This is a genomic window from Calidithermus timidus DSM 17022 (assembly GCF_000373205.1).
Classification (GTDB): Bacteria; Deinococcota; Deinococci; order Deinococcales; family Thermaceae; genus Calidithermus; species Calidithermus timidus.
The window spans coordinates 288,284-309,820 of the sequence record NZ_KB890696.1; the positions used below are offsets into that span (position 1 = coordinate 288,284).

Below are 21,537 nucleotides of genomic sequence, written 5' to 3' on the forward strand. Positions count from 1 at the left end.
CAGGGCGTCCTTCGCGCTCACTCACGCTCCGACCAGGCTCCGGGTTGGCTCGTGGGTGATCTCGTGCCGATGGGTGAGCAGCGCCCCGGCCAGGATTTCATCGGACCAGTCGGGGGCCAGCTCGGCGTTTTTGATGAGCAGTCTGCACAGGTTGTAGAGGTTCTTGGCGTACATCTCGCTGGCGTGAATGGGTAACTCGCTGGGAAGGTTGAGCGGCCCGGCGATGCGCACGCCTCCGACCTCGAGGGTCTCCCCAGGCCGGGTGAGCTCGCAGTTGCCGCCCGACTCCGCTGCTACGTCCACGATGACCGAGCCGGGAGCCATGCGACCCACCATCTCGGCGCTCACCAACATGGGGGCCCTGCGACCGGGAATTTGAGCGGTGGTGATCACCACGTCCATCTGCCCCACCTGCTGAGCCAGCGCTCCTTGCTGAATGGCCTGCTCTTCCTCGGTCAGCTCGCGGGCGTAGCCCCCTTCGCCTTCGGCGCTGATGGGCAGCTCGATCACCTTGGCTCCCAGGCTCAAAGCCTGCTCGGCAGCCGCTTTGCGCACGTCGTAGGCCCAGACGTTGGCCCCCAGACGCTTAGCCGTGGCGATGGCCTGAAGCCCAGCCACCCCCACGCCCATCACCAGCACCCTGGCAGGGCGGATGGTCCCGGCGGCGGTGGTGAGCATGGGGAAGAAGCGGCTCGACAGTTGCGCCGCAATCAAAGTCGCCCGGTAACCTGCGACCGTCGCCTGCGAGGAGAGCGCGTCCATGCTCTGGGCGCGGGTGATGCGGGGGATGAGCTCCATCGCCAGCGTGCTGATGCCCCAGTCGGCCAGGGCTTCCACCCGTTTGGGATCGCGGTGGGGATACTGGAAGCCGATGAGGATGGCTTCGTGGGAAACGCGGGGCAGCGCCGCGGCCTCGAGCGGCCCCACCGTGAGCACGATCTGGGCCCCCTCGAGCACCTCCTCTGCCCCCACGACCTGGGCACCGGCCTGCCGGTAGGCCTCGTCCGAGAAGAAAGCCGATGCCCCCGCACCAGCCTCCAGGCGCACCGCACACCCCTCCTTGACCAAGCGGCCCACCACCTCCGGGGTGAGGGCCACCCGGCGCTCGCCAGGGGCAGATTCCTTCGGCACCGCAATCTGCACCATATGCTGAGTATACCCAGGCTTTCACCTGGTTGAAGTCAGGACAAACGCCCCTCAACTCGCGCCCATCGTGGCAAACCCTCTGAGGGTAATACAATCAGCCCGTGCGACCCAGCAACCCCATCATCGTCCTCGTCCTCAGCGCTGGTGTGCTGGCGATCTCCTTCGGTTCGGTTCTGGTACGGCTGGCCACCGCAGCCGCCGGCTTTGAAAGCCCAGGGCTGAGCTTGGTCATCAGCGCCCTACGGCTGACGGTGGCTTCGCTGCTGCTGCTTCCGGCCTGGCAGGCCTTGCGCAGGGTGAGGCTCGAGGCTGGAGCCTGGGTCTACGCCGTCTTGGCCGGGATCTTCCTGGCCGTACACTTCGCCACCTGGATCACCTCGATCTCCCTCACCTCCATCGCGGTGAGCACCACCTTGGTCAACACCAACCCCATCTGGGTAGCCCTCTTGGCCTGGCTGTGGCTAGGACAACGCCCCTCGGCCCTCACCCTGATGGGCATTGCCGTGGCCTTCGCCGGGGGCGTGGTCATCGCCCTGGGCGGCAGCTCCAACCCCGGCAGCAACCCGGCGCTGGGTAACCTACTGGCCCTGCTGGGCGCGTTGGCGGCCTCCTGTTACTTCCTGCTGGGGCGCGAGGCCCAGCGGCGAGGCTTCGGCATCGGGCTTTACGCGGCAGTGGCCTACAGCACGGCGGCGGTGGTCCTGTTGCTGCTGCCACCCCTGTTCCAGGCCCGCTTTAGCGGCTACTCCCCCGCCTTTTACCTGTGGGTTGTGCTGATGGCCCTGATCCCTCAGCTCATCGGGCACACCAGCTTCAACTGGGCGGTGAAGTGGATCAACCCGGTCATCGTGACGCTGGTGATCCTGCTCGAGCCCATCGGCGCAAGCCTGCTGGCCTTCGCGCTGTTCGGCGAATTGCCCGGCCCGCAGGTGCTGGCGGGGGCGGTGGTGATGCTAGGGGGGGTGGTGCTGGCGGTGCTGGGCAACCGTTCTTAACGCTCGAGTAACAGCCGCGCGGTAGTGTAGGGCTTGGAGGGACCGACATGAAGCATTGGGCCACACTCCTGCTGAGCATTACCGCCTTCGGCCTCGGCTGGGCCAAGTGCGACCACCCCTATTACCCCGTGCGCGAGGGCTGGACCTGGACCTACAAGCAGAGCGGCCAGGTCAACGAAACCTACAGCCTCACCGTCACCAACGTCAGCGACCAGGGCTTCACCCTGCGCTACACCACCAAAGAAGGCTCCTTCGACCTGCGCTGGCGCTGCGACGCCACGGGGCTGATATCGCTCGACCAGGGCTCCTTCGGCCAGAAGCAAAGCTTCAAGCTCGAGACCACCAACGCCAAGGGAGTGGCGATCCCCTCCCAATTCCGCGTGGGCCTGGCCTGGAGCTACAGCTACGGCCTCAAAGGCAGCTTCGACAGCGGCGGCCAGAAGATGACCATAACCGGCAAGTCCAGCACCGACGCCAAGATCACGGCCCGCGAAGCCGTCAAGGTGCCGGCGGGCACCTTCCAGGCCTTCAAGGTCGAGACCACCACCAAGACCGAGATGGTCATGAACGTCGGCGGCCAGAACCAGCCCATGCCCGCCCAGAGTCTCGCCGGGACCACCTGGTACGCCGAGGGGGTGGGCATGGTGAAGTCGGTGATGGCGGGAATTACGATGGAGTTGGTGTCGCTGAAGAAGTAGCCGATAGCCAAACGCAAGGTGTTCCTTTCGCCACCAGCCATGGGCCTTTCCTCACGTCAGACGGATCCACAGCCACACGCCTAGGGCGAAGGCCGTGGCCAGGCCGAGGACGGCGCGGAAAGCGCGGATGAGCAGGTGGGCGCCGAAGAAGAGCACGGCCCCGCTTCCAGCCATCACGGCCCCGACGACGGAGAGCCTCGAGGCCACCCCTTCCACGAAGCCGCCGAGGTCGATGCGGATGCGCAGGAGGTTCTGGCTGAGGGCGGGGTCGGGCGGGTGGTTGGCGATGAAGAGGGCAGCCCAAGCCACCAGGGCGCCCAGGACGATCAGGAGGCCGCCGAGCAGCTCGAGCCAGAGGGTGGAACTCAGGGTCGGGCGCATGGGATTAGCCTACGGCCTCGAGGCCGAAGCCCAAAACAGCGCCCCAGGCGGTAGGATGATCGCGTCATGCCCACTGCCTTGCGCGTCTTCGTGGTGCTGCTGCTGGCCTATTTCCTCTCCTACTTCTTCCGCTCGGCCAACGCGGTGATCTCTGCCGATCTCCAGCGTGATCTGGGCCTCTCCCCTGCCCAGCTCGGCTTGATGACCAGCCTCTTCTACCTCGCCTTCGCCCTGATCAACCTGCCCCTGGGCTCACTGCTCGACCGCTATGGGCCACGCTTCGTGCACCCGGCTTTGATGCTGGTGGGAGCCGCCGGTGCTCTGATCTTCGCCAACGCGCAGAGCTTCGAGGTGCTCTCGCTGGGGCGGGCGCTGCTGGGCGTAGGGTTCGCGGGAGGGCTCATGGCCGCACTCAAGGCTTTCTCGCTGTGGTTCCCGCCCCAGCGCTACGCCAGCGTCAGCAGCGTATACGTGGCGCTGGGCGGATTGGGGGCCATTGCGGCAGCTACGCCGCTGGCGCTGCTGAAGGAGGCGCTGGGCTGGCGGGGGGTGTTCAGCTGGGGAGCCTTGGTCATCGTAGGGGTAGCAGCCCTGGTGGTCACCCTGGTGCGCAACACCCCACCCGGGGTGCCTCTGCCGCGCTCGAGCGCCGGGGACAGCCTGGCCACCATCTGGCGCAGTCCGGCTTTCTGGCGCATCGCCTGGCTGAACTTCGTGCTGGGCGGGGGCTTCCTGGCCTGGCAGACGCTGTGGGGCGGGGCCTACCTCTACCGGGTGCGGGGTATGGAAAGCCTCGAGGTCGGCAACTACCTCTTCGCGTTTTCGCTCGCGGCTATCCTCGGCTTCCTGGCCTGCGGTCTCCTGGCCGACCGCCTGGGCCTGCCAAGGGTATACCTGAGCGCAGGCATCGTGCTCACGCTGGCCGTAGGAACGTTGGCCTTCTGGAACGGCATGCCCGAGGGCTTCCTCTACGGCATCTACGTCCTGATCGGCTTCTGTGGCAGCTTCAACATCCTCTCCTTGGCCCAGGCCCGGCTGATCTTCCCCCCCGAACTCACCGGGCGAGCCACCACAGCCGTCAACTTCATGGGCTTCATCGGGGTCTTCCTGCTGCAACTGGGCATGGGCGTGGTGGTCCAGGCCAGCGGCTACCCCCTGGCCCTGGCGATCTGGTTCGCGCTGCTGGTATCGGCGGTGCTGCTGTACGCCCCAATGCTCAAGACGGGAAGCTAAGGAGGCCCTCAGCGGTCAGCTTTCATACCGGATTCAATAAAGATAATCCCCCAATTCGCATTCACCGGTGATACGGCTCCCCACGCTTGAGGCTCTCCACGCGATAAAGCTGCTCGAGCAGGACCACCAGGGCCAGTTCGTGCTGCAGGGTCAGCGGGGAGAGTGAAAACAGCCAGTGGGCTCGAGAGCGGGTTTGCTCCGTGTGCCCCTCCGCCCCACCGATCAGAAAGGCCACTTTTTCCCCCGCCATTTCCCAGTCGCTGAGCTTCTTGTGCAGGGTGAGGGTGTTCACCAACTGGCCGCGCTCGTCCAGAACCACCCGCACGAAACCCTCGCTGGCCTCGAGCAGCCGCTGGCCCTCCTGGGCCTGGGTGCCCTCGCGCACGTAGATCAGCTCGAATTTCCGGCTCCTGCGCAGACGACTGGCGTACTCCTCGAGCCCCAACCGGGCGTACTCGAGCCTGGGCCTGCCCACCACGCATACCCGAATGCGCACAGGCCCAATCTAACGCCTTTGGGCCTCGAATGTTCCAACTCGAGCTATCCTCCGTCACCGCCCTCGCTATAATCGAAGAACCTAGAGGTGAACGATGGGGATGCCCACAGCGCTAAAGCTCGTCATTGTCGGCCTTTCCCCGGCCTCGGCCCCGGCGTATCCCAGCCGGGGTTCTTCGTTGTCGGCGCCTGAGTCCCTTACAAAGGGGCAGGGTGCTCTGCTGGACGTGGCTCTTACCCAGAGCCATGACGCCTGGCGGGCCAGTGCCTGCGCCAGGTCAGGAGGTTCGGCATGATCAAGGACAAAACCGCTTTTGAACCCTTTAGCCTCGAGCCCATCCGGCTGCTATCGCCCGAGGGGGAATGGATCGCACCGTTTGAGCTCGACCTCGACGAGGCCACCCTCAAGGGCTTCTACCGCGACATGGTGACCGCCCGGATGCTCGACGAGAAGTTCGTCATCCTCATCCGCACAGGTAAAACCAGCTTCATCGCCCCCCATGCCGGGCACGAAGCCGCTCACGTGGGCATCGCCCACGCCATGCAACGCGGCCACGACTGGCTGTTCCCCTATTACCGCGACATGGGGCTGATGGTGGCGATGGGCGTCCCAATGGTAGAAATCTTCGGGCAGATGCTGGGCAACGCCGCCGACCCCGCCAAGGGACGGCAGATGCCCTCGCACCCCGGTTCCAAAAAGCTCAACATTTTCACGGTCTGTTCGGCCATTGCCTCGCACATTCCCCCAGCGGCAGGGGCCGCCATCAGCATGAAGCTGCGCCGCAGCAACCAGGTGGCGGTGTGCACCTTCGGCGATGGGGCTACCAGCGAGGGCGACTGGCACGCGGGCATCAACTTCGCCGCCGTACAGAACGCCCCCGCCGTGTTCGTGTGCGAGAACAACCGCTACGCCATCAGCGTCGATTACGCCCACCAGACCTCCGCCCACACCATCGCCGACAAGGCCCACGCCTACGGCATCCCGGGCTACCGCGTGGACGGGCTGGACGTGCTGGCGAGCTACTACGTCATGCACCACGTGATCGAGCGTTCGCGCTCAGGCGCGGGCGCGGCGCTGGTGGAACTCGAGGTCTACCGCTACGGTCCCCACTCCTCCGCCGACGACGACACCCGCTACCGACCCAAATCCGAGGTAGACGCCGCCCGCAAGCGCGACCCCCTCGTGCGCTTCCGCAAGTTCCTCGAGCAGCGCGGGTTGTGGGACAGCGCCGCCGAGAACAAGCTGCGCACCCAGATCGCCCACGACCTCGAGGCCGCCTTGCAGGAAGCCGAAGCCGCGGGCGAAGCCCCCGCCGAGTGGATGTTCGACGACGTGCTCTCCCGTCGCCCCTGGCACCTGGAAGAGCAGCGCAAGCTGGTACTCGACGAACTGCGCTGAAGCGTGCCCTATGTCGCACGTCATACGCTCAGCTTGCGCAGGGCGTATGACATAAGAGCTAACGACCAGGAGGAATCAATGGCAACGATGACCCTGATCCAGGCCATCAACAAGGCCCTGGACGAAGAGATGGCCCGTGACGACCAGGTAGTGGTGTTTGGCGAAGACGTGGGCAAGCGCGGAGGCGTGTTCTTGGCCACCGAGGGCTTACAGCAGAAGTACGGCCCCGAGCGGGTGATCGACACCCCCCTCTCCGAGGCCGCCATCATCGGCGCGGCGGTGGGCATGGCCGCCCACGGCATGCGCCCGGTAGCCGAGATCCAGTTTGCCGACTACGTTTTCCCTGGCTTTGACCAACTCGTCTCACAGGCCGCCAAGCTGCGCTACCGCTCAGGCGGACAATTCACTGCCCCTATGGTGGTGCGCATGCCCACCGGAGGCGGGGTCAAGGGAGGGCACCATCATTCTCAGAGCCCCGAAGCCCACTTCGCCCACACCGGCGGGCTGAAGGTGGTGGTGGTCTCCACCCCCTACGACAGCAAGGGCCTCCTCAAGAGCGCCGTGCGCGACGATGACCCGGTGGTCTTCATGGAACCCAAACGCCTCTACCGCGCCCTCAAGGAAGAAGTGCCCGAGGACGATTACCTCATCCCCATCGGCAAGGCGGCCATCCGCAGGGAAGGAGGGGACATTACTCTGATCTCTTACGGCAGCAGCATGGTCGAAACCCTCAAGGCCGCCGAGGAGATGGCGGCTGCCGGTATCCAGGCCGAGGTCATCGACCTGCGCTCCGTGCTCCCGTGGGACAAGGAGACCGTGTTGAACTCGGTCGCCAGGACCGGACGAGTGCTCATGATCTCCGAAGCCCCCCGCATGGCCAGCGTGGCCTCGGAAGTGACCGCGACCATCTCGGAGGAACTGTTCGATCAGTTGCTGGCTCCTCCCGTGCGCGTCAGCGGCTTTGACACTCCCTACCCTTACGCCCAGGACAAGCTTTACATGCCTACCGTGACCCGCATCCTGAACGCGGCCAAGCGGGTGCTAGACTACTAGCCGATAAGGAGCCGATATGCCCAGAGAGATCGTTCTGCCCGAGCTGGCGGAGTCTGTTGTCGAGGGAGAAATCCTCAAGTGGCTCGTAAACGAGGGCGATCTGTTGAAGAAGGATCAGCCCTTTGTGGAAGTCATGACCGATAAGGTGACGGTCGAATTACCCAGTCCCTATGAGGGCGTGCTGATCAAGAAGCTGGTCAAGGAGGGCGACGTGGTGAAGGTTCACGCCCCCATCGCCACCATCGCCGAGCCCGGCGAGGTCGCCCAGACCATCAGCGATAAGGCTCAAGCACCCGCACCCAGCCTCCAGGCCGCCGAGGAGCGCTCCATCGTCGAACCTGGCAACGTCCAGGAGGACGACGGGGCAAGCCTCTCCTTGTTCAAGCCCGACACCAAGCAGGAGCAGGTCAAGAACCCTTTCGCCGGTGGTATTCAGGCTAAGGCTGTGGTGGCTGAGGCCCCCAAGGCCGGGGTCAGCAAGCACGGGCGGGTCATCGCGGTGCCCGCCGCCCGGAAGCTGGCCAGGGATCTTGGCCTGGACATCGCGCAGATTTCCGGCTCCGGCCCCAATGGAAGGGTGCGGGTGGAGGACGTGAAACGCTATGCCGAGTCGAAGGTCGAGAGCCCTGCGCCTGCCGCGCCTCAGCCCACCGCCCCGGCACCTGTGCAAGCCCCTGCCCCTGCGGGATTCCCTGCTCCCGTGCAGTACAAGTCGCCCAAGGGCTACGAGGGGCTCGAGGAGCGCCTCCCCCTGCGCGGCCTGCGCCGGGCCATCGCCAACCAGATGGTGGCTTCCCACCTCTACACCGTGCGTACCCTCAGCGTCGACGAGGCCGACCTGACCGAGCTCGTCGAGCTGCGCGCGCGCCTGAAGGCCGAGGCCGAGCGCCAGGGCGTCAAACTCTCCTACCTGCCCTTCATCTTCAAGGCCATCGCCCGCGCGCTCAAGAAGTTCCCCAGCCTCAACTCCTCGATGGACGAGGCCCGCCAGGAGATCGTCCTCAAGAAGTACTACAACATCGGCATGGCCGTCGCCACCGACGCCGGGTTGGTGGTGCCGGTGCTCAAAGACGTCGACCGCAAGAGCGTGCTCGAGCTCGCCGCCGAGGTCAACGAGTTGGCCGAGAAGGCCAGGGGCGGCAAGCTCGCCCCCGAGGACATGAGCGGCTCGACCTTCTCCGTCACCAACATCGGCTCCATCGGTGCGCTCTTCAGCTTCCCCATCATCAACGTGCCCGACGCCGCCATCCTGGGCGTGCACTCCATCCAGAAGCGCCCGGTGGTGCTGGAGAACGACGAGATCAAGGTGCGGCACATGATGTACCTCTCCCTCTCCTTCGACCACCGCCTGGTGGACGGGGCCGAGGCCGCGATGTTCTGCAAGGAGGTCATCCGGCTGTTGCAGAAGCCTGATCTGCTGTTGCTCGAGGCGATTTAGTCTTACGTTCTACGTCGTACGCCTAGTCCACATGACCGAACCATATCCAAGCTATTTCGGCTTCGAAGACCTCGAGGTCTATGAGCTTAGCCTGGAATTCATCGCTGAGGTCTACCGGCTGAGCCAGAGCTTCCTTCGAGCCGAGCAGTTCGGCTTCCTGGCCAAGGCCAGCCGGATCAAGGGTAAGCTCAACGCGCTGGCAGGAGCACTCGATAGCGCCTAAGCACAGGACATTAGACGCACGACGCACGACCAATGATAATGGAGGCGCTATGTCAACTGTCTACGATGTGATCGTTATCGGCACAGGCCCCGGCGGCTACCACGCGGCGATCCGGGCGGCGCAATTGGGCAAGAAAGTGCTGGCCGTGGAGGCCGAGTACGTGGGCGGGGTCTGCCTCAACGTGGGGTGCATCCCCACCAAGGCCCTACTGCACGCGGCTGAGGAACTCGAGAGCATCAAGCATGGCTCGAACTTCGGACTCGAGGTCAAAGACGCCAAGATCGACCTCAAGAAGCTGGGAGGCTGGCGCGACGGCATCGTCAAGCGGCTCACCGGCGGGGTCTCGCAGCTGTTCAAGGGCAATAAGGTCGAGCTCAAGACCGGTTTCGCCAAGTTCGTAGGTTCCAAGACCATCGAGGTCGGCGGGGAGCGCATCGAGGGCAAGACCTTCATCATCGCCACCGGCTCCGAGCCCAACACCCTGCCCGGCTTCGAGGTGGATCAAAAAGACATCATCGACTCCACGGGCGCGCTGCGGGTGGAGGACAAGTTCCCCAAGCGCCTGCTGTGCATCGGGGGCGGGGCGATCGGCCTCGAGTTCGCCCAGGTGTATAAGCGCATGGGGGCCGAGGTCACGGTGATCGAGTTCATGGGCCAGATCCTGCCCGCCGCCGACCCCGAGACCGCGGGCCTCCTCGCCAAGGTGCTCACCAAGCAGGGCATCGCCATCAAGACCAACACCAAAGGCGTAAAGGTCGAGCGCAAGAAAGACGGCCTGCACGTGACGCTCGAGGACGTAAAGTCGGGGAAGCAGGAAGAGATCGTGGTAGATAAGATCCTGGTGGCCACCGGGCGCCGCCCGCGCGGCAAGGGGCTGGGGCTCGAGGCCATCGGCGTCAAGGTGGACGAGCGCGGCTACATCCCCACTAACGAGAAGATGGAGACCAATGTGCCCGGCATCTACGCCATCGGCGACGTGACCCGCCCGCCCCTGCTGGCCCACAAGGCCATGAAGGAGGGCCTCGTCGCCGCTGAGAACGCCGCCGGAGGCAATGCGGTGATGGACTACCAGATCCCCAACGTCGTCTACACCTCCCCCGAGTGGGCCGCCGTGGGCCTGACCGAGGAGGAAGCCGCCAAGGCCGGCTACAAGGTCAAGGTGGGCAAGTTCCCCCTCTCCGCCTCGGGCCGCGCCATGACCCTGGACGCCACCGACGGCCTGATCAAGCTCGTCGGCGACGCCGAGACCGACTTGCTCTTAGGCGTGCACATCCTCGGCCCCAACGCCTCCGACATGATCGCCGAGGCGGCGCTGGCGCTGGAGATGGGTGCTACTGTCACCGACGTTGCCCTCACCGTCCACGCCCACCCCACCCTCTCCGAGGGGATCATGGAGGCGGCAGAGCACCTGCACAAGCAAGCCATCCACATCGCCAACCGCTGAGCCGAAAACCGGTGTCCCGGCCCCAGAGGGGCCGGGACACTCTTCGCGTGCGTGGGTCATACCGGATTCAAAAAGATACTCTTCAAAACCAAAACCCAGAGGCTATCTTTTTGAATCCCAGAGCACTCCCTTCGGTTGACCGCCCCGCCAGGGCGGGGCGGCGTCACCTTTCGGTGACGAACTAACCGAATCTGGTATCAGTAGACCTGCTCGCGCTGCCCGAAGCTGATGACTCGAGGCGTACCCACTTCATCGAGTTCAGTGGTGGGAAAGTAGGGCGGTGCCTTGCCACTTAACATGCGCTGGTCGTAGGTGAATTTGCGCCCATAGCCGGTAACAAAAACCCCGGTTGATGGGTTGAAGGTGCCAAAAGCCCCGTAGTAGTACTCGATAATCCCGCCCAGCAGTTGCACATCGCCGGAGGGTGGAAGGCTATCGTAGTTCTCAACTCCAACAACGCCCCTAGAGCTCATGAGAACCCCATGTATCGCGATGTTTTGAGGAGCACGTAAGCCGTCCGAGATATTGCCCCCGCCGATCAGCACGTCACCCGGATCGGAAGAGGTGCCTTGAGCGTAAATCCCAAGGATGTTGTTAGCTCCCAAGTTATCACAGGTGGCGCGGGTCACGCTTCCATCCAGATTGCGAGTGGGGCTCGAGCTGCATGGCGGACTCTCGTACTTGAGATCACGCGTGATGCGGATATCGCCTCGGGCCGCCACGGTGATCTCCGCGAAGCGTGCCACGGCGGGGGGAGCATCGTTGGAATCGACGCTGATCGCAGGTACCCGGCTAGGCCCACGCAACCGATTGATGTTCCCGTCGACGTAGATGACCCCGTTGAAGTTGCTCTGCACCGCCACCCAACTGCTGCCGCTCTTGCGGTACAGGACCTTGCTGGGGCCGTCCGCGTAGCGGTACTCCGTGCAACTGCTCGAGCTGGTGCAGGCCTTGATGTACTGATAGGTGGCCGCAGGCTGCCACCGCCCTGAGAGGTCGCGGGTCAGGGGGTTGCCGTTGTCGTCGGCTGCATAGAGATCGAGCGAGTAGAGATTGCTTGTGAAGTACAGCCCCCGATCATTGGCGGCGTCACGTTGACGATCATTGTTGTCCGGCAACCGAATAAAGCTCGTTCTCCAGCTCACACCGTCGGTGAATGCAGGCTGGGTTCCCCGATAGGTTGGGGCAGAGGCGTTGGGGGACATTGAGCTTTCGGCGATAAAGGTTTGACGGCTGCCATCGGCAGACATGAAACTCGCCCCGGGGGTGACGCTCCCGCTACAGCTCGACACTCCCGGAGAGGCACATCCAGCACTGGTCACCTCGCCCCCGAACCAGGGGTTGCGGTAAAAGCGGAAGTACTGGTTGGTGTGTACAGGACCGTCGAAAAGGGTCCGGTCCGTAAACCAGACATCCCCACCACCACGGGCAGCATGGACGTTGGTAAACAGCGCATAGCGGGCGAAGCTACTACGCCCAATAGGAAAACGATATTCCCCTTGCAGTACAACGTTGCGCTTGTAAATACCCTGGGTAGCTTCGGAAACCATCACAAAGGGCAGAGAGTACTGCTGAAGGGTGTTGTCGCCGGTGCCACCCCTTGGAGCCCCATCCACGAAGCGGCCAGAGGGCAGCTGAACTCCAGCAGGCAACCCCACTCCACAGGCCGTACCGGTGAAGTACACCCGCACCTGCACAGTAGCTCCCGAGCTTGCGGGCGCCGGATTGAGGCCGCATATCAGAGCGTCAACTTGAGTTTGCAGCTGACCCGCGACAACCGCTAAATCGCTCGCCACGGTAGCGGGATCAGGTTGGCTTCCACTGCCGTTCCCCCCGTAGCTCCAGCGATTGGTGCTGCTCGAGGTCGCGTTTACCACCTGCTGCAAGCGGTCCTTTACAGGGCCCGTAAGCAAAGCTCCAGCCACGTTGGCCCCACCCCGTGCGAGCATCAGGGTCTGAATGACCGCGGTGTTGTCCCGGCTGTGGCGCATCTCGTCGAGCATTCGGCTGAACATCAGGGCTGAAACGCCACCAATAACCAGGATCGAAACGAGGGTGACGACCAAAGCGATGCCGTCCGACTTTCTCATGAGCATGAGACCACCGTCCCTATAGTGTAGGTGCCGTTGTTGAGGAGCTCCACCTGGCCGGTATACGTTCTGGTGATGGCACGCCCCCGAGAGTTCTCCCGCGTCTCCATCACCACCTGCAGGCGCTGGAGAGCATAGGTCGTGCCCGCATCGGTAAAAGTCATACCCGGGAAGGCGCCACTGGAAAAATTCCAGGTCCTCAGGGCGCCGCTCGAGCTCGAGTAGACATAGTCGATGCGGAAATTGGTGATGCCAAAGGCCATAGGCTGTTCCGTGCCACCCTCGCGGGTGTACAGGATATTCTGGCTGGGATCGTAGCGAATCCCCATGGCTCGAATCCGAAAAACCAGAGTACCGGTAGGGGCAAAAGCCAGCGGATTGCGGCAAGCGGCGTGAGATAGCCTCCACTGACTGGGCTGCCCATTCTGGGCCACACCAGAGACGGGCAACACGATGGACTGGGCCCCGTTGACCATCAACAGCTGATCGCTGGCGCTGATCCCCAGTGCAGAGGTCGTCGTGGCAGAAGACAAAATATCGGCATAGTAGTCCTGCTTGTTGACGACCGGGTACCCAGCCCCGCCGTCGATAAGGCCGATGGAAACGGCTTGAGCGGTGGGTGTGTAGGGCTGGTTAATGATCCCGCCGAAGATCGCGCTGCGCAGATCCTGGGTGATCACCTCCATCACTCTGCGCAACTTTGCCTGAGCGCTGGTCACAGCTTCTTGATCGCTCTGCGTCTGAAGTGACTGGATCAAGCCGTTGTAGGCGATCGCCGTCAGTGTGATCAGCACGGCCAGGGCAACCAGAATTTCGATAAGGGTAAAGCCTCTAGCTCTGCGCATACCCTTCTCCTAGTTGATGCCGGGCAGAGGTGCTGCCGCCCCGCCCGCTACGGGAGCAGCCCCAACGGTTCGAGCCTCCACGCATGACTCCCCCTGCGCACCACGCCAGCACACCTGGATGCGATAAGCCCGCAGGTTGCTAAGGTTGAGGCCACCGCTCACCGCCCAAGTAGGCGTGCCTTCGTTATCAATCCTCGCCCGATAGAGGTTGGGGTTAGCGAAACGCCCTTCATGGGTCAAGTCAGGAAAACTGGTTCTGAGCGTTCCATAGTTCCACTCCCTATAAGTGGAAGTGCTGTCCGGCATTACTTCGCTGTCGGCCTCTACCAAACGCCGCCCGAGATAATTCAGCAATTGAGCTGCTTCGGTACGCCCTCCCGATTCGACGTTTTGGCGTATATTCCCCAAAATTAGGAGTGTAAAAGCCGACAAGGCTATACCCAGCACGGCTAGAGCGACTATGACTTCGATGAGCGTCAACCCCTGTCTATTCATCGCGACCTCGCTCACTGCACGTTGACTTCCCCAATCAGCGAGAACCTGAGGGCGTAAGAACGCCCGTTGAGCGTGACGTTGATGGGCTGGCTGAAGCCAGAAGGAAAGATAACCTTGCCAGGCGGGGTGAAGCTAAACCAGGTTCCGCTGGGAAGTTGCCCACTCAAGCTGCTAGTTAAATCCACAAAACGGATCACCTTGGGGGTGGATTCCTGAGTCTGCACTTGAAGGCGCTGGCCATTGCGAACCAGATCGAGGCGCTGACCACGGCTAGCTGCGGCGGTAGCCCCTTGCCAAACGATCTGCCGTATGGAGTTAAGGCTCGCTCTAGCCTGCTGGTTTGCAAGCATCCTGCGGCCCGATACCGCAGTAATCCCAAGCACTATCCCAATCAGAGCAACCACCAGCAAGAGCTCGATGAGGGTCAACCCTCGAGACCATCTCATGGCCCTAGCCTAGCTAGGTGGAGGTAGCACAAACTACCCCCTATCAGGGGATTGGATTTAGGTCGTTTTCGCTTGACCCCAAGTTTCAGGCGTCCAGGCGTTGACCACCTGCTTTTTACCCAACCCAGCCTTGGCCGCGAGGGCCAGGCCATAGGCGATGCTGGAAAGGCCCTCGAGGCCATGGGCATCGGTCCCCAGGGAGAAGCGCAGCCGGTCGCGCCACTTCAGGGCCAGGCGCCAGTCGAGGTCGCAGCGGTGATAGTTGCAGTTGATCTCGATGATCGCGCCCCGCTCGGCGGCGCGCTCGAGCACCCGCTCCCAGTCGGCCTCGGCCCCCCGGCGCCGCAACAGCAGCCGCCCGGTGGGGTGCCCGAGAATCTTGAGGTAGGGATTATCCAGCGCCCTTAGCAAGCGCCGGGTTTGTTCTTCTTTGGGCAGGTTGAGCCCCGAGTGTAGACTGCCGATCACCACGTCGAAGCCGGCTAGCATCTCGTCGGGGTAGTCGAGGGAGCCGTCGGGGAGGATGTCGGACTCGATGCCCTTGAGGATGCGGAAGGGGGCCAGCTCGGCGTTGAGCTTTTCGATCTCGGTCCACTGCGCCTTTACGCGCTGCGGCTCGAGGCCCCCCGCGTAGGAGGCCGATTGGGAGTGATCGGAGATAACCATATAGCTGTAGCCCTCGGCGATGGCGGCCTCGGCCATGGCCCGTAGGCTGGCGGTGCCGTCGGAGTAGGTGGAGTGGCAGTGGATGAGGCCCAGCAGATCCTCCCGGCGCAGGGGCTGGGCGGGCTCCTCCAGGCCCAGGTGTTCGGGCTCGCGCCAGTAGGGCGAGACCGGCCGGCGTCCCAAGCGCTCGAAGACCTCGGCCTCGGTAGGGGCTTCCGGCAGGGCGCCCAGCGCCTCGAGGAAAGCCAGTGAGCCCGTGGCCCGCACCAGTACGGTACCGTAGTTCTGCTGTGCAGCGCAGAAAACTTTGAGGGGCAGACCACCCAGTTGACCGTGCAGCACTGAGCCCTCGATGCGTTCGATATAGCGCCCGAGGGCATTCTGCACGGCTTCGGGCTGGGCTAGGACTACAAAGTCGAGGTTGCCGATGGTCTCGAGGCCCCGCCGGAAACTCCCGGCCACCTCGGCCCGGATGCCCGCACTGGCGAAGTCGGCCAACAGTAGCTCGGCAGCTTCAACAGCCTCGCCCCACAGGACGCGACGCAGGCCCTCGAGCGCGAAGCGCGCCGCCTGGACCAAATTGGCCTCGGTCTTGGCCCCGAAGCCGGGGATGCCCCGCAGCCGCCCGGCCTCGCCGTGGCGGATGAGCTCCTCGAGCGAGTCCACCCCGTGTTCCCAGAGGGCGCGGATTCGTTTGGGGCCCAGGCCCTGCACCCGGAAAAACTCCAGCACCCCCGGCGGTACCTGGGCCTCGAGCTCGGCCATGTAGGCAAACTCCCCGCTCTGCACGATCTCGGTGAGCATGGGAGCCAGCGTCGGACCCACGCCGGGAACCCCCTTGAAGCCTTGGGCGGCCAGGGCCTCGAGGTCAGCGTCGAGCTTTTCGATGTTGCGGGCGGCTCGGCGGTAGGCCTGGGCCCGAAATTCGCCCTCACCCAGGACTTCCATCAAGTCGGCGGCGTACTCTAACATCCCGGCCAGCTCTTTACGGTTCATGGCTATAGCGTAATACGCCGATGGCCGATGGCTGACGGCTAAATAAGGTCTATCCCAGCCCGTACGGCTGCGCCCTGCCCTCACGGAAGACGGTGGCTTCGGTGTACCCGGCGTGTTTGAGCGCGGACAGCGCCTCGGCAAAGCGGTGAGCGACCTCCCCAGGAGCGTGGGCGTCGGAGCCGAGCACCACGGGAATGCCCAGCTCACGGGCCCGCTCGAGGATGGCCGGGCTGGGGTAAAGCTCCCCGATCTTCTTGCGCCAACCTGCCGTGTTCACGTCCAGCGCCAGCCCTTCGCCCGCGATCACCTGCAAGGCCTCCTCGGCCAGATCGAGGTAGCCCTCGGCAGGGATATGACCGAACTTCTTGGGCAAGTCGAGGTGCCCGATGCTGTGGTATAGCCCCGAACGGGCCGCTTGAATGACCAGCCTGAAGTACTCGCGGTAGACCTCGCGCAGGTCGCGCTCGTCGAAGTCGGCAGCGAAGGCCGGGTTGTCGAAGGGCCAGGCTCCGATATAGTGCACCGAGCCGATGACGTAGTCGTAGGCGTAGCCACAAAGCAGCTTCTTCACGAAGCCCTCGGTACCCGGATGATAGTCGGCCTCGAGCCCGATCCCCACGTAAAAATCCCCGGCCTGCTCGCGGGCCCGCTCCAACGTAGCGTGGTAGAGGGGCAGCTGCTCGAGGCTCATGCGCACCTCGGCGTCGAACCAAGCAGGCATGGGGCTGTGATCGGTGAAGACCACACCCTTCAAACCAGCCCTGCGCGCGGCCTCGACGTACTCGAGGGGCTGCCCTACCGCGTGACGGCACAACGGGGTGTGCATGTGGGAGTCGTACATGAGATCAGACTACCCTCAGCACCAGGCCCGCAGCAGCCCAAAGCTGCACGCTTCGCCCGAGGAGGCGCGAAGCCTGCTCAGAAAGCCCGGCATCGGGCAAAAGCTCGCCCTCCATCCTCTGAACCAGGCTGGGCACCTCCGGCGGGGCCAACTCAGGTGCGCGAGCCAATACGCTGTCCACCTGCCACCTCGAGGCCCACAGGCGCTTTATGGCCCACAAAGCCTCCTGGGGGGAAGGCTCGAGGGCAAAGGGCCCTTCCCCGGCATAGCGCACCAGCAAGCGGCCCTCGGGCAGCATGCGCATAATCTCGTCGGCCCGCTCGGGCAGCAAGTAGCTTTCGCGCAACAGGCGCTCGGCCTGGGCGCAGGCAGCCTCGAGCCGCTCCTCGTCGAGCCGCGCCCCGAAGACCCCGGCGAAGGCGTTGCGAATCTGCTCGGGTAGGTTGGCGAAGCGGTAGAACTCGGCCTCGAGGCCCTGCAAGACCACGGTCGCGGCGACAGGCAGCCCGGCGGCCTGGAGCTTCTGGAGATCGGCCACTTCGCCAGTGGCGCTGGCCTGCTCGAGGGAGAAAATCATCGGGCTCGATTATAGGCCGTAGAAGCAGGAGGCGTGCGGCTTTGGGCTACCGACACCCCCTCAAGCCACCACCGGCCGCAACGCCCGCCGGATCCCTAGCGACAGCATCCCCCCCATGATCGCCAGGACACCTGCCGCAAAGAAGGCCAGGTTGTACTCGCCCAGCGCGTCGCGCACGCTGCCCCCGGCCCAGGAGGCGAAGGCCGCCCCGAGTTGGTGGGCTGCGAAGACCCAGCCGTAGACTGTGCCCACGTTTTGCCGCCCAAAGTTGTCGGCCACCAGGGCCACGGTGGGGGGCACGGTGGCGATGTAGTCGAGACCGAAGAGGATGGCGAAGGGGATCATGGTCTCGGGGGTCGCCGCGTAGGGCAACAGCAGCAGCGAGAGGCCGCGAAACGCGTAGTACACGCACAGCAGCTTGCACGGGTCGTAGCGGTCGGTGAGCCAGCCCGAGCCGATGGTGCCCACGAAGTTCATCGCACCCAGCAGGGCCAGCATCCCCGAGGCCACCCCCTGCGAGATCCCGCAGTCTACGGCGTAGGGGATGAAGTGAACCCCGATGAGGCCATTGGAGGTCGCGCCGCAGATGAAGAAGGTGCCCGCCAGCAGCCAGAAGGTGCTCGAGCGCACCGCCTGTCCCATGATTCCGGCGTCGGCGGTGATCCTAGCAGGCGCGGAGCCAGGCGCAGCCCCCAGGGGTCGCTCCCCCATTTCGGCGGGACTGTCCTTCATCAACAGGAAGATGGGCAGCATCACCGCCAGGGCTATCCCCGCCATGATCCAGCTGGCCTCACGCCAGCCCAGGCCCGTAGCCCAGGCCACCAGCGCCGGGATGAAGATGAGCTGCCCCGCCGAGGTGGCCCCGCCGAAAATCCCCGTGACCAGCCCCCGCTGCTTGAGGAACCAGCGGTTGGCCACCGTCGCGCCCAGCACGCTGCCCACGATACCCGTACCCACCCCGCTCACCACACCCCAGATCAGGTTGAGCTGCCAGACCTGCGTCATGAGGGCGCTGCCCGCCATGCTCAGGCTCATCAGCAGCAGGCCAAAGAGGGTGATGCGGCGCGGGCCGTAGCGGTCCATGAGGTAGCCGCTGAAAGGGCCGCCCAGCCCGAAGAGCACCAGGCCGATGGACGCCGCCACCGAGATGGTGGTCTTGCTCCAGCCCAAATCCTGCTCCAGCGGAACCAGCAAGGCCCCTGGCACCGAGCGAATCCCGGCGGCAACCAGCGTCGCCAGCACCGCCACCGCTACCACGATCCAGCCGTAGAAAATGCGCTTGGACTTCTCCACAGACCCCCTGTTCACGCAAGGCTACACCCTAGCGCCGGGCCAAGGCAACCAAACCCACGCCCAGCAGGATCACTGGCAGGGCCACCAGGGTGGCCAAGGTGATGGGCTCTGCTGCCAGGGCTACCCCCAGCAGCACCGCCACCACCGGGTTGACGTAGGCATAGCTTCCTGCCAGCGCCGGGCGCACCCTTGAGAGCAAGAACATGTAGGCGCTGTAGCCCACCAGCGAGCCGAAGACCACCAGGTAGGCCCAAGCGGCGAGGGACTCGAGACTGGGAAGCTGGGTGAAGCGCTCGCCCAGGAGCGTGCCCATGACCATCAGCACCCCACCCCCCACCAGCATCTCAGCCGCGCTGCCCATCATGCCCTGGGGCAGCGTCATGTGGCGGCTCCAGGCCGAGCCGAAGGCCCAGCAGAGCGGGGCCAGGAAGATCAGGAGGGTGCCAAGGGGGTTAGAGCGCAGGTTGCCCTCGAGCATCAGCAACGCCACCCCCGCAAAGCCCAGTACCATGCCCAGCCACTCGAGGCGGCGGGTCCTCTGCCCCCACAAGCGGCCAAACAGGGCCAGCCACAAAGGCATGGTAGCGATGATGGTGGCCGCCAACCCCGAGGCCACCCCCAGCGACTCGCCCAGGGCGACCATTCCCATACCTCCACCCATCAACAGCGTGCCCACCCAGGCCGCACCCCACCACTCCCGGCGGTTTGGGGCCGGAGTACCGCGCAACCGCAGCACGAGGAACATCCCCCCGCCGGCCACCAGGAAGCGGATTCCGGTCGCCAACAGCGCAGGCATGGTCTCGACCATGTACACGATGGCCAAATAGGTCGAGCCCCAGATCAGGTAAAGCGCCAGCAGGGCTGCGGGGATCGCCCAGCCATCGCCAGCAATACGGGGTAATGCTTTATGCATCTGCATGCTCAGACCTCGCTGTGGGGTTGCTGGGAGTCGGGTACGCCGCGAGCCCGCACAATCCGCCGCCCAACGCGGGAACGCGCAGGAATTCGAGGCAGAACATTCTCTGGTCGAATGCGGTTCGGTCATCGAGCGGTAGTACCATAATCACCTCCGGTCAACATCGCGAATGACCCAATGATATAAAACCGAACACCATTTCGTCTATATCTCATTCAGGTGCATGATAGAATGCTGAATATGGTTCAGTTAGATGCCATCGACCGAGCGATTTTGCTCGAGTTGCAGAAGGAGAGTCGCCTTTCTTATGCGGAGATTGGGGCTCGAGTGGGGCTTTCGGCGGCCGCAGTACACGACCGGGTGAAGAAGCTCGAGCGCAAAGGGGTCATCGAGGCGTACAGAATTCAGGTCAACCCCAAAGCCATCGGGCTGCAGGTGACGGCCTTCATCGCGGTACGGCTGCAAAACGACGCCACCTGCGCCGACGTGGCCCCCACCTTCGCCGACTTTCCCGAAGTCGAGGAGTGCCACAGCGCAGCAGGCGATGTGGACGTGCTGCTCAAGGCCCGCACCGCCACCCCCGAGGACCTGGAAAAGCTGCTCTACCGCATCAAGCGGGTGCCCGGTGTCTCGCGCACCACCTCGACCGTGGTGCTCTCGACCCAGTTTGAGGCTCGACCCCTTATTCCGATTGAGGTGGAGTGAGCGTAAAGTAAGGTATGAGGTTGCCGGTATTGCTCCTCAGCCTGATCCTCGGCTCGAGCCTCGCTCAGTCCCAGAACTGCCTGGGCTTCCCCCGGCTCAAGGTCACCACCCCTGCCGGATTCTGTGCCGGCGTGGTCTGGGATGGGCTGGTCTATCCCAGGGGAGTCCTGCCGCTTGAGAACGGCAGCCTGCTGGTGACGGAAATGGGCGGCTGGGAGGAGAATCGGGGCAGCTTGGTGCTGCTCTCCAAGGCCAGGGAATACCGGCCCCAGGCCCTCTTCACCCGGCTGGACCGCCCCAACGGCCTCATCCTGGGACCCGATGGCAAGGTCTATGTGGGCGAGGCGGGGAAGATCTTCCGCTTCAACCCAGGCAACCTGAGCAAGCCCGTCAAGGAGTACGTGATCAGCGATTTGCCCACCGAAGGCCGCCACCCCCTGGTCCAGATGGTCTTTGATCGCTCGAGGCGGCTGCTGGTCAACGTAGGCAGCGCCAGCGACAACTGCCAGGATGCCCAGGGCGAGGCCACCTGCCCCGAAGCCCAGACCCGAGGCCTGATACGGCGCTACACCTTCGACTGGAACAGCGGCAAAGTCACGGGCTGGGAAGTTTTTGCCCGTGGGTTGCGCAACTCCATGGCCCTGGCGGTGCATTCCTCAGGCACGCTGCTCCAGGCGGAGAACTCCCGCGACGCGATCAACGCCGCCGACCCCAAGCTCGACGACGAGGAACACCCCAAGGACGAGATCAACGTGCTCGAGGCCGGCGCCAACTACGGCTGGCCCTACTGCTACGAGAACGCCCGCAACGCCCCCGAGTTCCCCGACTACCCCTGCGCCAACACCCGCAAGCCCGCCGTGCTGCTACCCGCCCACGCCGCCCCGCTGGGCATGACCTACTGGACCGGCGGCCCCCAGGCTTACCGGGGCTGGCTGGTGGTGGGCTACCACGGCTACCGCAAGTACGGCCACCGCCTGGTGGCCTTCCCTGTGGACGCCAAGGGAGTACCCAGCGGCAGGCCGGTTGAACTCATCAAGGATTGGGTCTTACCCAACGGTGAGCTGGGGGCTCCAGTAGACGTAAAGCCCGGTCCCGACGGCAGGCTTTATATCGCAGATGACCGCAACAGCATGGTAATCGTGTTTGGCAAGCAATAAACCAC

Annotated in this window: 22 protein-coding genes; 10 read left to right on the forward strand and 12 right to left on the reverse strand. The window is 64.2% G+C overall.

The window, feature by feature from the left end:
- Positions 1 to 21: 21 nt before the first annotated feature.
- Positions 22 to 1,146, reverse strand: coding sequence for an NAD(P) transhydrogenase subunit alpha (locus tag B047_RS0107945; protein ID WP_018466428.1), 1,125 nt, complete (start codon positions 1,144 to 1,146; stop codon positions 22 to 24).
- A 101-nt stretch (positions 1,147 to 1,247) separates the two neighbouring features.
- Between B047_RS0107945 and B047_RS0107950 the strand changes: the two genes are divergently transcribed.
- Both B047_RS0107950 and B047_RS0107955 read left to right on the forward strand, forming a co-directional pair.
- Positions 1,248 to 2,141 carry a DMT family transporter gene (locus B047_RS0107950; RefSeq protein WP_018466429.1) on the forward strand — a complete coding sequence of 298 codons (894 nt, stop codon included), beginning with the start codon at positions 1,248 to 1,250 and terminating at the stop codon, positions 2,139 to 2,141.
- Positions 2,142 to 2,188: 47 nt separating this feature from the next.
- Positions 2,189 to 2,839 (forward strand): TapB family protein, encoded by a 651-nt coding sequence (locus tag B047_RS0107955; protein WP_018466430.1) that lies wholly within the window; start codon positions 2,189 to 2,191, stop codon positions 2,837 to 2,839.
- A gap of 51 nt (positions 2,840 to 2,890) precedes the next feature.
- Here the strand turns inward: B047_RS0107955 and B047_RS0107960 are convergent, their stop codons facing one another.
- On the reverse strand, positions 2,891 to 3,220 hold the full coding sequence (locus tag B047_RS0107960; protein ID WP_018466431.1) for a hypothetical protein: 330 nt from the start codon (positions 3,218 to 3,220) through the stop codon (positions 2,891 to 2,893).
- 66 nt (positions 3,221 to 3,286) lie between these two features.
- Between B047_RS0107960 and B047_RS0107965 the strand changes: the two genes are divergently transcribed.
- A complete protein-coding gene (locus tag B047_RS0107965) occupies positions 3,287 to 4,453 on the forward strand; it encodes an MFS transporter (RefSeq protein WP_018466432.1) in 1,167 nt (388 codons plus the stop codon).
- Positions 4,454 to 4,514: 61 nt separating this feature from the next.
- Here the strand turns inward: B047_RS0107965 and B047_RS0107970 are convergent, their stop codons facing one another.
- On the reverse strand, positions 4,515 to 4,949 hold the full coding sequence (locus tag B047_RS0107970; RefSeq protein ID WP_018466433.1) for a 23S rRNA (pseudouridine(1915)-N(3))-methyltransferase RlmH: 435 nt from the start codon (positions 4,947 to 4,949) through the stop codon (positions 4,515 to 4,517).
- A 291-nt stretch (positions 4,950 to 5,240) separates the two neighbouring features.
- Between B047_RS0107970 and B047_RS0107975 the strand changes: the two genes are divergently transcribed.
- From B047_RS0107975 to lpdA, 5 genes are all read left to right on the forward strand, one after another.
- Complete coding sequence (locus B047_RS0107975) at positions 5,241 to 6,347, forward strand: thiamine pyrophosphate-dependent dehydrogenase E1 component subunit alpha (RefSeq protein ID WP_018466434.1); 1,107 nt, start codon at positions 5,241 to 5,243, stop codon at positions 6,345 to 6,347.
- A 78-nt stretch (positions 6,348 to 6,425) separates the two neighbouring features.
- A complete protein-coding gene (locus B047_RS0107980) occupies positions 6,426 to 7,400 on the forward strand; it encodes an alpha-ketoacid dehydrogenase subunit beta (protein WP_026234715.1) in 975 nt (324 codons plus the stop codon).
- Positions 7,401 to 7,416: 16 nt separating this feature from the next.
- Entirely contained in the window at positions 7,417 to 8,838 is a 1,422-nt protein-coding gene (locus tag B047_RS0107985) for a dihydrolipoamide acetyltransferase family protein (protein ID WP_018466436.1), read from the forward strand.
- Positions 8,839 to 8,869: 31 nt separating this feature from the next.
- A complete protein-coding gene (locus tag B047_RS0107990) occupies positions 8,870 to 9,061 on the forward strand; it encodes a four helix bundle protein (RefSeq protein ID WP_018466437.1) in 192 nt (63 codons plus the stop codon).
- 49 nt (positions 9,062 to 9,110) lie between these two features.
- On the forward strand, positions 9,111 to 10,505 hold the full coding sequence (gene lpdA, locus B047_RS0107995; RefSeq protein ID WP_026234716.1) for a dihydrolipoyl dehydrogenase: 1,395 nt from the start codon (positions 9,111 to 9,113) through the stop codon (positions 10,503 to 10,505).
- A 197-nt stretch (positions 10,506 to 10,702) separates the two neighbouring features.
- On the opposite strand, the gene B047_RS0108000 is transcribed toward lpdA, so the two are convergent.
- The 9 genes from B047_RS0108000 to yedA all read right to left on the reverse strand — a co-directional run bounded on the left by B047_RS0108000 (position 10,703) and on the right by yedA (position 19,667).
- Positions 10,703 to 12,595, reverse strand: coding sequence for a DUF4900 domain-containing protein (locus B047_RS0108000; protein WP_157205848.1), 1,893 nt, complete (start codon positions 12,593 to 12,595; stop codon positions 10,703 to 10,705).
- A complete protein-coding gene (locus B047_RS0108005; protein ID WP_018466440.1) occupies positions 12,592 to 13,440 on the reverse strand; it encodes a PulJ/GspJ family protein in 849 nt (282 codons plus the stop codon). The genes B047_RS0108000 and B047_RS0108005 overlap by 4 nt, the downstream gene beginning before the upstream one ends.
- 9 nt (positions 13,441 to 13,449) lie before the next feature.
- Entirely contained in the window at positions 13,450 to 13,935 is a 486-nt protein-coding gene (locus B047_RS17590) for a type IV pilus modification PilV family protein (RefSeq protein ID WP_084784974.1), read from the reverse strand.
- Positions 13,936 to 13,946: 11 nt separating this feature from the next.
- A complete protein-coding gene (locus B047_RS0108010; protein ID WP_169336595.1) occupies positions 13,947 to 14,363 on the reverse strand; it encodes a hypothetical protein in 417 nt (138 codons plus the stop codon).
- A gap of 75 nt (positions 14,364 to 14,438) precedes the next feature.
- Positions 14,439 to 16,043 carry a DNA polymerase/3'-5' exonuclease PolX gene (locus B047_RS0108015; RefSeq protein WP_018466442.1) on the reverse strand — a complete coding sequence of 535 codons (1,605 nt, stop codon included), beginning with the start codon at positions 16,041 to 16,043 and terminating at the stop codon, positions 14,439 to 14,441.
- A 49-nt stretch (positions 16,044 to 16,092) separates the two neighbouring features.
- Positions 16,093 to 16,884, reverse strand: coding sequence for a histidinol-phosphatase HisJ family protein (locus B047_RS0108020; RefSeq protein WP_018466443.1), 792 nt, complete (start codon positions 16,882 to 16,884; stop codon positions 16,093 to 16,095).
- A gap of 4 nt (positions 16,885 to 16,888) precedes the next feature.
- The gene (locus B047_RS0108025) at positions 16,889 to 17,461 is read right to left on the reverse strand and encodes a hypothetical protein (RefSeq protein ID WP_018466444.1); all 573 of its coding nucleotides are present in this window, start codon (positions 17,459 to 17,461) and stop codon (positions 16,889 to 16,891) included.
- Between the two features lie 60 nt (positions 17,462 to 17,521).
- On the reverse strand, positions 17,522 to 18,769 hold the full coding sequence (locus tag B047_RS0108030; RefSeq protein WP_245533721.1) for an MFS transporter: 1,248 nt from the start codon (positions 18,767 to 18,769) through the stop codon (positions 17,522 to 17,524).
- Between the two features lie 13 nt (positions 18,770 to 18,782).
- On the reverse strand, positions 18,783 to 19,667 hold the full coding sequence (gene yedA, locus B047_RS0108035; RefSeq protein ID WP_018466446.1) for a drug/metabolite exporter YedA: 885 nt from the start codon (positions 19,665 to 19,667) through the stop codon (positions 18,783 to 18,785).
- 243 nt (positions 19,668 to 19,910) lie between these two features.
- On the opposite strand from yedA, the gene B047_RS0108040 reads away from it, so the two are divergent.
- Positions 19,911 to 20,375, forward strand: a complete 465-nt coding sequence (locus tag B047_RS0108040; protein WP_018466447.1) for an Lrp/AsnC family transcriptional regulator — start codon at positions 19,911 to 19,913, stop codon at positions 20,373 to 20,375.
- Between the two features lie 14 nt (positions 20,376 to 20,389).
- On the forward strand, positions 20,390 to 21,532 hold the full coding sequence (locus B047_RS0108045; protein ID WP_018466448.1) for a PQQ-dependent sugar dehydrogenase: 1,143 nt from the start codon (positions 20,390 to 20,392) through the stop codon (positions 21,530 to 21,532).
- Positions 21,533 to 21,537: the final 5 nt, after the last annotated feature.